This window comes from Psychrobacter sp. SWN149 (assembly GCF_015864565.1).
In the GTDB taxonomy this organism is placed as follows: Bacteria; Pseudomonadota; Gammaproteobacteria; order Pseudomonadales; family Moraxellaceae; genus Psychrobacter.
Genome location: NZ_JADYWX010000003.1, coordinates 113100 through 127159 on the forward strand (window position 1 = coordinate 113100; position 14060 = coordinate 127159).

Here is a 14060-nt window from a genome sequence, read left to right on the forward strand (position 1 = left end):
AATAGAATCTAAGCATTACTTTTTAAATACGCTAACATAGTGTCTGCATCTGATACTTCAAATGGGTCTATTGGACAGTTGTCACCAAAATCAGCTTCCTTAAACACTTTTTTAACTTCTTTATTGTCGACAACCATCGAATAACGCCATGAGCGCATACCAAAGCCAACATTACTCTTATCAACAAGCATGCCCATTTTACGAGTGAACTCACCATTACCATCAGGAAGTAAGAAAACGTTTTCACGGTTTTGCTTTAGACCCCATTGGTACATGACAAACGCATCATTGACAGAAATGCAAACTACTTCATCTATACCTAATGCCTTAAACTCATTATAAAGCGCTTCATAACGAGGGAGATGGCTGGTCGAACAAGTTGGCGTAAACGCACCTGGTAGAGAAAACACAACTACTTTTTTATTGGCAAATAACTCATCTGTGGTTAGATCATACCATGTGAACGGGTTGTCTCCTCCAATAGAGTCATCACGAACACGAGTTTTAAAAGTCATATCAGGTACATGGGTAATCATTGTTTACTCCAATTTAGGTTATCGTCTTTTTTATTTATAAATTCTAAGTGGAACAAATATGACGCTGCTACCAGAAAGACGAGTGCAAATGGTACTTATCGTACATTAAGCAATGTCTGACACTGTAGCAGGTCACTATTTGGTCTGCTGCTTACTTAGGATTTACCATATCAGCAGGAATGACCCACTCATCAAACTGAGCTTCAGTTAATAGCTCTAACTCAACCGCAACTTGCTTCAATGTTTTGTTTTCTTTATAAGCAGTTTTAGCGATTTTCGCAGCGTTTTCATAACCGACATGACGGTTCAATGCAGTCACTAGCATCAATGAGTTGTGCAGGAAGTCATCGATTTTATCTTTTACTGGCTCAATACCAACGGCACAGTTTTCATTAAAGCTGTTGCAGCCATCACCCAATAGTTTGATAGATTGCAATAAGTTGAACGCGATAACTGGCTTATACACGTTTAGCTCAAAGTTACCTGATGCGCCAGCCATGCTGATCGTTACATCGTTACCCATGACTTGAGCGACAACCATCGTCAATGCTTCTGACTGAGTTGGGTTAACTTTACCCGGCATGATAGAAGAGCCTGGCTCGTTCTCAGGAATCGTCAATTCGCCTAGACCACAACGAGGACCTGATGCCAACCAACGTACGTCGTTAGCGATTTTGTTCAAGCTAGCTGCTAGCGTTTTTAGTGCGCCTGACGCAAATACTTCTGCATCACGAGCCGCTAGTGCTTCGAATTTGTTCGGTGAGGTTACGAATGGCAAGCCAGTCAAAGTCGCTAACTGCTCAGCCGCTGTTACGGCATAATCAGGATGAGCGTTTAGACCAGTACCAACTGCAGTACCACCTAGTGGCAATTCATATAGACCTTGCAACGCATTATCAATACGTACCAATGAGTGATCCAGTTGGCTAACATAGCCGCTGAACTCTTGACCTAACGTTAATGGAGTAGCATCTTGTAAATGCGTACGACCAATTTTTACGATGCTATCGAATTCTTTAGCTTTAGCCGCTAATGTGTCGCGTAGTGCTTTTACTGCAGGGATCAATAAGCTATTGATTTGACGAGCAGCAGCCACACGAATCGCTGTTGGGAAACTGTCGTTGGTAGACTGTGCATGGTTTACATGGTCATTTGGATGAATGGGCGTGTAGCTGCCGCGCTCAGAACCAGCGATTTCGTTGGCACGGTTGGCCAACACTTCGTTCATGTTCATGTTTGACTGCGTACCAGAACCCGTCTGCCATACAACCAATGGGAACTGATCCGTTAGACCACCATTAATGATTTCATCAGCAGCTTGTACGATTAAATCGCGCTTGTCATCTTCGATACGCTCAAGGCTTGCATTAGTAATCGCAGCAGCTTTTTTGACCAGTGCCATTGCTTCAATCATCGGACGTGGCAAAGTCTCGCCACCGATTTTGAAGTTTTCGCGGCTACGCTGGGTTTGCGCACCCCAATAAGCGTCAGCTGGGACTTCCACGTTGCCCATGGTGTCTTTTTCGGTACGAGTTGCCTGATTCTGTGTCGACATAACTACCCTCTTTGATGGTTTGTTGTTTTATGACTGCTCTAAAAAGTGCAACAGCTGCTGCACATAAAGGAGAATACGATGTAAAGTGGCGTTATGATAGCATGACTAGGACGTGTTGAATATTCACAAATAGCCATTGCTGACGTCTAAAAGCACCAGTCACCATCAACTTAATAAATTATCGGATAGTATAGATATGTATCCTGAACCAAAAAACGTAGCGTCAGAGGAATCACAAGTTAGTAACCCACCTAGACGACACTTTACTCGCCAGCGTCGACAGTTAAGTGATGGCGCGCGTAGGAATATGGGACAAGCAGCGAGTGTGCATTTGACGAAGTTACAGCAGCGATTGCCAGCACATGCGCGTATTGGTTTATATTACGATGGCTTTGGTGAGCTACCCACTCAGCCAATATTGGACTGGTGTCAACGCTTAGGCTATTTACCTTATTTACCAGTCGTCGGCTCGCTTGGTCATGCTAGCAATGGCAATGATGATAAACATCTACGATTCGTACCTGTTTATCATTCAAAACTACTCAACATACCGACACGTATCCATCGGTTAGGTATGAAGCAAAACCATCATCGTTGGCTACTTTGGGCGCGAGAATTGGATGTCATTATCTGTCCGCTGGTGGCGGTCGACCTAAACGGCAACCGTATGGGCATGGGTGGTGGGTTCTATGATACGACGCTTGGGAAAATCTATCGGTCAGGTGCGAAAAATCCATTAAAAATAGGCTGGTGCTATGATTTTCAAGTGGTTGAACAATTGGCGCGGCAACCGTGGGATGTGCCATTAGATGGCTTAATTACGCCAAGCGGCATAAGGTGGTTTTAATGAAAGACGATAAACAGTTTGAAAAAGACTCTAGCGCTGCTGATTCCAGTGCAGACAGTGTGGATGAGTATTTGCAGACATTAGGCAATGAGGACGCTAGAGAACTACGTTACTACAGTCAAGAGCAGCCTTTTAGCTCTGAGGAGATGACAAGGCTAGTCAATGAAGAGCGTCTAAATAAACTGATGGCCCAAAGCGATGCGTTTTTGAGTAGTTTGAACGGTGAGATAAGAGATTTTGATGAGTGATTTACTAGTTAATTTAATATCACTTTATTACTGAGCTAGCCTTTTTCTAATTTACGAATTAAATCTATTATATGATTGCGGTCTTCTTCATATTTCGCCTTATCTACAGCAAATACTTCCATGTAAGGATCACTCCTCACATACGACCATTGTATTAATTCAGGATCGCTCTTTGCTTTTTCAGATAATAAAACTCTAAGCCCTTTTAACAATAACTCTACTTCATTTTGACTAAAACCTTGACTGTCCATGATGTCTAGCCTGCATATAATAGATTAGATTGTTTAAAGGTTAGCATCAATTAAATACTAATAGAAGCTGTAAGGTGCGCACGGCACACCTTACAAAGCTACTGAGCATTTTACAAATATCAAAACCTACAACACCATCGCGGCAATCCAACCAAACACTAACAAAGGAATATTATAGTGAATAAAAGTGGGTATCACACTGTCTTTGATATGGTCATGCTGACCATCGATGTTTAGACCAGAAGTTGGCCCCAATGTCGAATCTGACGCAGGCGAACCCGCATCACCCAGAGCGCCTGCCGTACCGATAATCGCTACAGTTGCTAATGGAGAAAACCCTAACGAGATACATAGCGGTACATAAATCGCGGCCAAAATAGGAATGGTTGAGAATGACGAGCCGATACCCATGGTCACAATCAAACCAATCAATAGCATGATAAATGCGGCCATTGCTTTGTTACCAGCGAACAGTGACGCTGCCCCATCGACCAATGGCTGAATCTGCTCAGTCGCTTTCATGACTTCCGCGAAGCCCTGCGCGGTAATCATAATAAAGCCAATCATCGCCATCAGCTTGATACCGTCATTAAAGACGCCATCAGCATCACGCCACTTGACCACGCCGGTCGCCATAAACACACCAAAGCCAAACATCGAGCCAAGTAGTAGCGAATCAGTATATAGCTGCACCACAAAAGCCGTAACAATAGCAGCCAGTGCAACCAGCGTCTTTAACTTGCTTTGCGACTGTGCACCAGCGGCAGTTTTGCTTAATGCATCGCCTTCTACTACAGCATCATGCGCTTGCTGATCTATCGCAATCTGCTGATATGCGCGTGGCTTACGGTAGCTGATAAATACAGCAACCAGCAAACCAATTAGCATACCTAATGCAGGAATCGCCATGGCTTGCACCACAGAGATATTACTAACATCAATGCCCGCTTCACCCACGTTTTTTAGCATAATCTGATTGAGGTAGATATCACCAAACCCATAAGGAATAAACATATAGGTGGTGACCAGTCCAAAAGTAATCAAACAGGCAATCAGGCGTCTATCGATGTGCATGCGATTAAATGCCAATAATAGTGGCGGTACCAGTAGCGGGATAAAAGCGATATGAATAGGGATTAAGTTCTGGCTAAAGCAGCTCATGGTGATGAGGCCTGCAAACAGCATGTACTTAATCATGCCACTCGTGCCAGCAGTATCTATACGCCTAATCACAGCACCTGCCAATGATTGCGGCAAACCCGAATGGGCAATCGCGACCGCAAACGCCCCAAGCAGTGCATACGACAGTGCAATCTCTGCGCCATTACGAATGCCTTCTTGAAAGGCATTTAGCGTATCGGTAATACCGAGACCGGCTAGCAGTCCACCTGCCAGCGCCCCGATTAATAAACTGAGCACCACGTGCACTCGCGAAAGTGACAGCCCTAGCATAATAATAACGGCTAGCAATACTGCATTGATGGCCATGTGTTGCCCCTTGTTCTTTATACTTTGGTCTTATTGAGACCTATGAATATTGCAACTGATGAATAGCGCTCGATTGTCTAAAACCTCTCAATATCAGAGCCTGTTTTAGACGCGCGCCAGTTTACCTTATTTTAGGTATAAAGCCTACGTATAGAACCGAGTAGATATCCACACAAGCAAGTTTCATCTACATCGACCAAATCCTCTTTATATTTGCTGACTGTCGTATCCTTCATAGACCAATGCCATCACTGAAGACACATCATTGATGAGATTAATGGCATTAGCAACTGGACACGCAGATAACTATTTAACAAAGATAAGCAGGCGACTTTACCAATCAGCCTTGCAATTTTTTGTGTGAACACCATTTATCTAAAGATGAACCACGAACTTGACTTTACAAGTCTGGGGAACGAGGAAAAATACATGAGTGAACATAATATTGATAAAGACAACATCGACATCGATGTATCATCTGCCCTTAACGTTGAAACTGACACAACGACTGGCACTGACGCTAATATCAGTGCTGACGCGGATAATGAGACAGAGAGCTCATCCACGGATGAACTGACTGCCTCGTCTGACACTGTCAAAGATGACGAAGATGAAAGCTATTTACCACTGCTGGCATTACGCGACGTCGTCGTCTATCCACACATGCAAATTGCATTGTTTGTGGGACGCGCGCCATCGGTAAAAGCCGTTGAGCTGGCACAGGCTGAGTATGGCAATAAAGTACTGGTCGTCGCTCAAAAAGACTCACTGACCGAAGACATTGATCAAGACAACTTGTATCAGTACGGTACGGTGTGCCGAATCGTCAGCACCATGCCGCATGACAGTGATGAGAACTGCATCAAAGTATTAATCGAAGGTCAGTACCGTGCCCGTGTCGATAATATCGAAAGTCATGACGAGCTATTGATGGCGAGATTTGAGCGTGCTGATCTTGATGTCAGCATGGATGAGAGTCAACAGAAAAACACGATTCAAGCGTTAACAGCTCTATTCGAAAGCTATGCAGATGCGCGCCTGCGCAATGCTCGTGAGCTGACTCGTGTGGCCAAGCGTATTGATGACTTGCTTGAGCTTGTGTATTTCATCTCAACTCGTGTGTCGATGGACCTTGATATCAAACAATCTTTCTTAGAAAAAGACGATATCAAAACGCACATCAATACCTTGACTGAGTATCTGGTCAAGCAAAGTGCTGAGCAAAATATCGAACAAGATATCCAAGAAGCGGTTCGTCAGCAGATGGAAGACAATCAGCGCGAATATTTCTTGAATGAAAAAATGAAAGCCATCAAAAACGAGCTGTCAGATATGAATGACGGTGCGTTTGATGGTGAAGATGATGTGGCTGAGCTAGAGCAGCGCTTAGAAGATGCTGACCTGCCAGAAGATGTCCGCAAAAAAGCGGAGCAAGAATTCAAAAAGCTCAAGATGATGCCGCCTGCATCGAGTGAATCGTCAGTTGTACGCAACTATATTGAATGGATTTTGGACACGCCGTGGAATGCGACGACTAAAGTATCTATCAATTTAGACAAAGCTAAAACCGTATTAGACGAAGATCATTATGGCCTGCAAGATGTAAAAGACCGCATCTTAGAATACCTCGCCGTGCAATCACGTGTGAAAAAACTTCGTGGTCCGATTTTATGTCTCGTCGGTCCTCCAGGTGTCGGTAAAACCTCATTAGGCGAATCGATTGCCCGTGCCACTGGTCGCAAGTTTGTACGTATGGCGCTTGGCGGCGTGCGTGATGAAGCGGAGATTCGTGGTCATCGCCGTACCTATATCGGTGCGATGCCGGGTAAAATCGTTCAATCATTGGCCAAAGTCGAAGTCAAAAACCCGCTATTCTTATTGGATGAAATCGATAAGATGGCGCAAGATTTCCGCGGTGATCCAGCATCAGCATTGCTTGAAGTGTTAGATCCCTCACAGAACGACACGTTTAACGACCATTATTTAGATATGGACTTAGACTTATCGCAAGTGATGTTTATCTGTACGGCAAACAGCATGGATATTCCAGCGGCCCTCCTTGATCGGATGGAAGTTATTCGCTTACCGGGTTATACCGAAGAAGAAAAAGTGAATATCGCACAGAAGTATCTGGTGCCAAAAGCGATCAAAAATAACGGTCTCAAAGAAGGCGAGATTGAGATTGTTGAAGCGGCGTTGCACAGCATCGTGCGTAGCTATACGCGTGAAGCAGGTGTGCGTAACCTTGAGCGTGAAGTGAATAAAATCTGCCGTAAAGTGGTACGCGGTTCGGTTGAAACTCATGGCGCACGTGCTCCGAAAAAAGCTGAACGCCAGCTAGTGACAGTCGATGACAAAAACATCGATGACTATCTAGGTGTGCATCAGTATGACTACGGTCTGGCTGAAGAAGAGCCTGAAATTGGTCGTATCACTGGTCTGGCTTGGACACAAGTCGGTGGTGAGTTACTGACCATCGAAGCAGTCGCAATGAAGGGCAAAGGTGAGCTTAGCTTTACAGGATCACTTGGTGATGTGATGAAAGAGTCAATTCGCGCGGCGATGAGTGTGGTTCGTGCTCGCGGTGATAGCTTGGGCATCGACTATGAGACGTTTAAAACAACAGATGTCCATGTGCATATGCCTGAAGGTGCCACGCCAAAAGATGGCCCATCAGCTGGTGGTGCACTGACCACAGCGCTAGTCTCTGCATTAACGGGTATTGCCATTCGTCCAGATATCGCGATGACAGGTGAGATTACCTTACGCGGCAAAATCCTACGCATCGGTGGTCTTAAAGAGAAGCTACTCGCAGCGCATCGCGGTGGTATCAAGCATGTCTTGATTCCAGCGACCAATGAGCGTGATTTGGCCGATATCCCTGATAACGTGAAAGAAGGTCTAACCATTCAACCAGTCGCCACGATTGAAGAGATATTGAAAGTTGCGTTGGTCAGTATGCCAATTCCAATCAAGCCTACTAAAGTGACGGTCGATAAAACCAAAGGTAAAGCATTGCACAGTTAATAAGTGTTCTGTTGTTAGCTAAATCTGACAAATGCTAAAAAGCCGCTCATCATATGATGGGCGGCTTTTCTATGTTCTTAATTCAACCAAACACGTATTTATACCAATTTTCAAAATCATACGATACTTACATTTATTAACGGATTGTTGCGCTTTTGGTGAATAACTATTTCGGCACTTGGCTATACTAACTCTGACATTAGATAGAACCAGATAACACCTAAAAACAAATTTATCATAACAATCAAATATAAGTGAGAAAATAATGAATAAGACAATGCTTGCAAGTGCCCTATTATGTGGTTCAGCGTTAGTAATAACTGGTTGCCAGACGGTAGAAGGCCAAATGCAGACAGGCAATCCACTAAACCAGCCTGCTCTTAAATCAACGATACACACCGTCAGTGGTGATAAAAAAGAAGTTGGTCAAGTATTCTTACGCCCAGTGGATGACGGCGTACAAGTATACGGTAAGCTGATGAATCTACAGCCAGGTCAAACAGTGGCATTGCATATTCATGAAACAGGCAGCTGTGCCGATATGGGTAAAGCAGCAGGTGGTCACTTTAACCCAGACAATAAGCCACATTCTAACCCAGACGATATAAATGGTCATGCAGGTGACTTGCCTAACCTAACCGCCAATGAAAACGGCGTAGCGACCATCAACTATGTAAACAAGAAAATCTCTGCTGATGAAGCAGGTAAATACAGCGTGAACCGTTTAGCATTTATCGTACATGGTGGTACTGATGACTACACCAGTCAGCCAGCGGGCAATGCAGGCGACCGTGTTGCTTGCGGTATCATCGAAAAGATTTAATAGTGTCTGAACTTGGCTATTATTGATATCAAAAAAAACCTCTTAACTATTGTATATGGTTAAGAGGTTTTTTATTATCGATAGAAAAACATTTATTCTTCTACCCACTCGCCTTTACGCCAGTACACACCCCAACGTGTGGCTTTGCCGTTTTTCTCAGAGCCGATATATTGCTCTTTTTTCTTACGAGACCAGCGCAAAATCGTTGCATTGCCCTCAGGATCTTCATCTGGCCCTGCAAACAGATACTGGAACTTGTCTTCCATTTTATCTTTGATTTCTCGCAGTTCAGCCAGCTTTGGCGGACGTGTCTCACGTACTTTCGGGAACTTAGACGCTGCCAAGAACATGCCAGCCGCGCCTTCACGCAAGATGAAATAGTCTTCATGCTTGACCGATTTTAGCTCTGGCAAGTGAATAGGATCCATGCGCGGTGGTGCTGCTTCGCCTGTTTTTAGTACTTTGCGAGTGTTGTCACATTTTTGACAAGCGAAGTAAGGACCGAAACGTCCCGTCTTCAGCTCCATCTGCCCATCACACTTATTACAATCAATGGTAGGTGCATCTGAACCCGGTACTTCGAACTTACCTTCTTCTAGGATATAGCCGTCGCAGTCAGGGTTGTTACCGCAGATGTGCAGCTTCAGACCACCATCCACGATATAGCCGTTCATCGCTGTACCACATTTCGGACAGCGCTTTTTCTCCATCAAATCTTTGACTTCTGCCGCTTCGTCATCGCCTTCTGGATCATCCAGATTGGCAAACGCTTCGACTGGCATTAGATTTTTAGTGCCTTTACAGCGCTCTTTCGGTGGTAAGTTATAGCCAGTACAGCCGAGGAACACACCGGTTGAGCCAGTACGTAACTGCATCGGACGATCGCAAATATCGCAATGGACATCTGGCACATCAGTTGGATCATTCGGACGCATGCCGTCTTTTTCTTTAGCACGATCTAGAGTGGTCTTGAACTCACCATAAAAGTCATCGAGCACATCTTTCCAGTTCTGCTCACCCTCTGCCACGTGATCGAGCTTGTCCTCGAGCGCCGCGGTAAAGGTATAATCCATCAAATCTGGGAAACTGGCAGTCAGTCTGTCGGTGACAATATCACCCATTTTTTCAGCAAATAAACGCTTGTTCTCAAGCTTCACATAACCACGATCTTGAATAGTTGAGATGATAGAGGCATAGGTCGATGGACGGCCGATACCTTTTTTCTCAAGCTCCTTGACCAGACTGGCTTCGGTGAAACGAGGTGCAGGCTTGGTAAAATGCTGGCTTGGATCTAGCTTGTCTAAAATTAGCTGGTCGCCCTTTTTGACATCGGGCAACAATGTATCGTCGGTCTTGGCAGGTGGCATCACTCTGGTATAGCCATCAAACACCAAGGTACGACCACGGGCTTTTAGCTCTACATCATTGGCACCAACGAATAGGTTCACGGATAAGTATTTGGCAGGCAGCATCTGACAGGCCACGAATTGACGCCAGATCAGCTCATACAGACGTATCGCATCACGCTCAACCCCTTTCAGCTGGGTTGACTTCATAGTGACATTAGATGGACGAATGGCTTCATGCGCCTCTTGCGCGCCTTGCTTATTGCCATAGAAGTTTGGCTTTTCTGGTACATATTTTGCGCCATAGCTGTCTTCGATGTGACCACGAACTGCCGCAAGCGCGTCACCAGACAAAAACGTCGAGTCGGTACGCATATAAGTAATATGACCGGCTTCATATAAACGCTGCGCCAAAATCATGGTTTTCTTGACAGAAAAGCCTAAACGCGTACTAGCAGCCTGCTGCAAAGTCGAGGTAATAAACGGCGCGCTTGGGCGTGATTGCGTTGGCTTTTCTTCACGCTCTTTGACGATAAAATCGCTGGTATTCAGTATCTCTAAGACTTTATCAGTCTGTTCTTTATTGACCAGCTTGAGGGTTTTACCGCCTTGTTTGGTCGCCTCTAGACGGATGCCGATTTGCTCAGCGTCTTTTTGGCTAGTGGCGATATGCGTGTCTGCATGAATCTGCCAGTACTCTTCTGGGATAAAGGCACGGATTTCATGCTCACGCTCGACTACCAATCGCATAGCAACCGACTGCACGCGACCTGCAGACAGTCCACGGGCAATCTTTTGCCACAATAATGGCGATACCATAAAGCCAACCACGCGATCCAAAAAACGACGGGCTTGCTGGGCATTGACTCGGTCGATATCGAGCTTTGATGGCTGCTTGAAGGCATTTTGAATGGCGGATTTGGTGATTTCGTTAAAGACCACACGCTCATACTTACTATCGGCGCCGCCAATGACTTCTTTTAAATGCCAAGCAATCGCTTCCCCTTCTCTATCCATATCCGTTGCCAGATAGATTTTGTCAGCGTCTTTTGCTAAAGCTTTAAGTTCTTTGATGACTTTGGTTTTATTTGGCAGTACTTCATAGACTGCCGCCCAGTCATGCTCTGGATCCACGCCCATGCGGCGCACCAATGCCTGCTGAGCCTTTTCTTCTTTGCTCAGGGTCTCATCTTTTTTAGCATTCGTTGCTTTCTTTGCGCTTTTGCTCGCACTGACCGGTAGGTCACGGACATGACCAATACTTGAGCGTACAATAAAGTCATCACCAAGGTATTTATTAATCGTTTTTGCCTTGGCTGGTGATTCTACAATCACCAAAGACTTGCCCTTTGGGCTGTCAACAGCTGCTGCTGGACTTTTTTTGGTTGTGGTTTTTGCCATAGTTGACGACACCATAATATAAGTAGATTAAAAGATATAAGTAAATTAAAAATAGAGCAATGTGGCAATTTATGAATACTGATACTCTTGGTTCAGTGATTTATAGTAGTAATAGTTACTGATAAAAAAGGTTATAAAACAAATAATAACCATAAAATAAAGATATAGTTATAAAGAAGTTACACTGCTAAGCGTGAAAATGTCAACTTTAAATAATTAACATATGACCAAGCGCTGAGTTATTGCCGTTCAATGCAGATAGAAAATGCATGGGCAACGTTATGATTGCTGCTGCATCTCTAACGCCCATTTTTCCAAATTGGCTTTTAGCGCCAGTAGATCCCTTTCAATCAATGTATGATGATAGGCAGGGTTGCTCAGTGGGCGAACATAAGCGATGTCTTCCCAATAAATAATAATGCTATTGGCCTTGGTCAACATGCCTTTGACAAATGGCTCAATACTCACAGGCAGATCAAGAGGGGTTTTATCCAAGATAAATTGGGTCTTATTGATCGCTGCTGTGGTAGTGATATGACTTGAGCGAATGGCGCTTGGAATGGTTAGCGTCTTGTCCTCTGAGCTTGTATCCACAAAACTGCTGTCCGGTCGCCATTGGCCATCGATGACCTGATAACGTGTGTGCGGCAGTTTGATATCATCCAACACGAGGCAATACTGACCCAGCATGCCGCGGCCATATTCATTGTCCCGACCTTTTATCCAATCAGGACAACCGACCAGCTTTGGATTGAGCTGTAGACGGCGCGCGGTCATACGCAGCTTATCCAAACGCTGATCGATACCGTTAGGTTTGAGCGCCATCATACTCCCTAATACAAATAGTACAATGATAATGCCAATCAACGTGCCCATAACGGTCTGACCTTTTGACGAAATGAAAATGATGCTACACAGCACAAATATGGTTAACTCAGTTTAAAAGAGCGTCAGGTCAACCGAGTGCAGAGGTAACTGTGATACTTCGACCGAGGTTAACGCTGTTACTCTTTTATAGAGGATTGACTATACAATGTCGCGACTTATAACTGCCGCCTCTATATCCATAAAGACTTATAATGAGCGCAAACCTTTAAAAATCAAGCAGTCCTTATTAATAAGCACCCAATAACTGGCGCTGCGACTCACTATAAACTCATTCGTTATACTGTTAAATCATATAGTTAACGCATATAAGCAACCCTGTGATAAAAGCTGACAAAAACTTGTCTACTCAAAAAAATGCTATGATAAACCATAATTTTAAACGCGCGCAGGTTTATTATGAATTATCTTACCAAGCCAAACTCATCGAGCAATCATAACGCTCGCAAGCTAACAAGCAAGCTCATGAGTAAATCCAGCTTAAGTCTGTCATTAATGGGCTTAATCGTGCTGGCAATCTCGGGCTGTGCTACTACTCAAAGCCTCACTCCGCAGCAGTGTCAAAGTAGTAACTGGCAAGAAGTCGGTCATGCAGATGGTAGTATCGGTCGCTCAGGCGCGTATTTTGGTCACTATGCCAACAGCTGCGCTAGTATAGGCGGTGCAACACCCAATCGCATCCAGTGGGAACAAGGTCGTCAGCTAGGGCTCAAAAACTACTGCACCGAGCTCAATGCCTATAAAATAGGCCGTGAAGGATATGAATGGCAGCCTGTTTGCCCACTAGAAGGTATCGAGAGATTAGAAGAAGCGTACTCTCAAGGACGCTACTATTATATCCGTCAGCGCGATCTCGATTACTTGCGCTCGCCTTACCCCTTTGGCTACGGGCACCTAGGTTTGGGCTATCGTCCATATCGATATGGCTGGTAAAAAGAAAACCCCACTGAGTACTTAATTTGAGGTTTAAGTACTCAGTGAGGCTATAAAAATATTTTATTGTTTTTATTTTATCGTTATATTAGCTACCATCTCGGTGGTTGGCTATCTAGCAACTGCCTGATGGCAATCATGTCAAAAACCATACCTTTTATAGAGCCGTATTACTCATTGACAAAGGCTACTCATTGACAAAGGCTATCTTGCTCAGTCCCGCTTGACTGGCTGCTGCCAACACTTGAGCCACCGTGTCGTACTTACCTTCTTTATCCGCACGCAGTTGTACAGAAGGGTCTTTGCCAGCAGCCCCTTGCTGTTGCAAGCGCGTCTCAAGCTCCTCCATACTGATGGGATCACTGTCCCAAAATATCCCTGCATCTTTATCAATACTGATCTGAATGGCTTCTGGCGGTGTCTCGTTCACCGACGCACTGGTCTCTGGCAGATCTAAAGGTACTGTTGGATTCAGCACGGTTGCTGTCAATAAAAAGATAATCATCAATACCAACATGATATCGATCAGCGGAATGAGATTCATCTCATCCATGCTGCGTACATCATCATCGCCCAGTTGAAATGCCATAATTACTCTCAATGCTGTTGGTTCTTTTTATATAGCCAAAATAGCTCAGTTATACTCATACGCTGACTGATACATTGGCTTATCTATCGATTCACTACTTTAGCGCGTGTAGCTATACTTATCAGTGCTTG

At 44.5% G+C, this 14060-nt stretch carries 12 protein-coding genes; 5 read left to right on the plus strand and 7 right to left on the minus strand.

Annotation, left to right across the window (positions count from 1 at the left end; translation table 11 throughout):
- Window positions 1-8: 8 nt before the first annotated feature.
- Together I6E86_RS05970 and fumC are read right to left on the minus strand one after the other, a co-directional pair.
- The gene (locus I6E86_RS05970; protein ID WP_110923162.1) at window positions 9-536 is read right to left on the minus strand and encodes a peroxiredoxin; all 528 of its coding nucleotides are present in this window, start codon (window positions 534-536) and stop codon (window positions 9-11) included.
- Window positions 537-687: 151 nt separating this feature from the next.
- A complete protein-coding gene (gene fumC / locus I6E86_RS05975; protein WP_197134523.1) occupies window positions 688-2091 on the minus strand; it encodes a class II fumarate hydratase in 1404 nt (467 codons plus the stop codon).
- A gap of 196 nt (window positions 2092-2287) precedes the next feature.
- On the opposite strand from fumC, the gene I6E86_RS05980 reads away from it, so the two are divergent.
- Window positions 2288-2938: a 5-formyltetrahydrofolate cyclo-ligase gene (locus I6E86_RS05980; RefSeq protein ID WP_197176125.1), complete on the plus strand. Its 651-nt coding sequence runs from the start codon at window positions 2288-2290 to the stop codon at window positions 2936-2938.
- Window positions 2938-3186 carry a hypothetical protein gene (locus I6E86_RS05985; RefSeq protein WP_197176126.1) on the plus strand — a complete coding sequence of 83 codons (249 nt, stop codon included), beginning with the start codon at window positions 2938-2940 and terminating at the stop codon, window positions 3184-3186. Before I6E86_RS05980 ends, I6E86_RS05985 begins: the two co-directional genes overlap by 1 nt.
- A 35-nt stretch (window positions 3187-3221) precedes the next feature.
- Here I6E86_RS05985 and I6E86_RS05990 read toward each other — a convergent pair whose 3' ends face one another.
- Both I6E86_RS05990 and I6E86_RS05995 read right to left on the minus strand, forming a co-directional pair.
- Window positions 3222-3437 (minus strand): hypothetical protein, encoded by a 216-nt coding sequence (locus I6E86_RS05990; RefSeq protein WP_197176127.1) that lies wholly within the window; start codon window positions 3435-3437, stop codon window positions 3222-3224.
- Window positions 3438-3563: 126 nt separating this feature from the next.
- A complete protein-coding gene (locus I6E86_RS05995; protein ID WP_227680558.1) occupies window positions 3564-4925 on the minus strand; it encodes a Na+/H+ antiporter family protein in 1362 nt (453 codons plus the stop codon).
- A gap of 429 nt (window positions 4926-5354) precedes the next feature.
- Between I6E86_RS05995 and lon the strand changes: the two genes are divergently transcribed.
- Both lon and I6E86_RS06005 read left to right on the plus strand, forming a co-directional pair.
- The gene (lon, locus tag I6E86_RS06000) at window positions 5355-7952 is read left to right on the plus strand and encodes an endopeptidase La (RefSeq protein WP_227680559.1); all 2598 of its coding nucleotides are present in this window, start codon (window positions 5355-5357) and stop codon (window positions 7950-7952) included.
- A gap of 265 nt (window positions 7953-8217) precedes the next feature.
- Entirely contained in the window at window positions 8218-8775 is a 558-nt protein-coding gene (locus I6E86_RS06005) for a superoxide dismutase family protein (protein ID WP_197176132.1), read from the plus strand.
- Between the two features lie 92 nt (window positions 8776-8867).
- Here I6E86_RS06005 and topA read toward each other — a convergent pair whose 3' ends face one another.
- Together topA and I6E86_RS06015 are read right to left on the minus strand one after the other, a co-directional pair.
- Complete coding sequence (gene topA, locus I6E86_RS06010) at window positions 8868-11522, minus strand: type I DNA topoisomerase (RefSeq protein ID WP_197176134.1); 2655 nt, start codon at window positions 11520-11522, stop codon at window positions 8868-8870.
- A gap of 279 nt (window positions 11523-11801) precedes the next feature.
- The gene (locus I6E86_RS06015) at window positions 11802-12398 is read right to left on the minus strand and encodes a hypothetical protein (protein ID WP_197176136.1); all 597 of its coding nucleotides are present in this window, start codon (window positions 12396-12398) and stop codon (window positions 11802-11804) included.
- Between the two features lie 408 nt (window positions 12399-12806).
- On the opposite strand from I6E86_RS06015, the gene I6E86_RS06020 reads away from it, so the two are divergent.
- The gene (locus I6E86_RS06020) at window positions 12807-13340 is read left to right on the plus strand and encodes a DUF2799 domain-containing protein (RefSeq protein ID WP_227680560.1); all 534 of its coding nucleotides are present in this window, start codon (window positions 12807-12809) and stop codon (window positions 13338-13340) included.
- 187 nt (window positions 13341-13527) lie between these two features.
- Here I6E86_RS06020 and I6E86_RS06025 read toward each other — a convergent pair whose 3' ends face one another.
- Complete coding sequence (locus I6E86_RS06025; protein WP_197176137.1) at window positions 13528-13929, minus strand: ExbD/TolR family protein; 402 nt, start codon at window positions 13927-13929, stop codon at window positions 13528-13530.
- Window positions 13930-14060 lie beyond the last annotated feature (131 nt).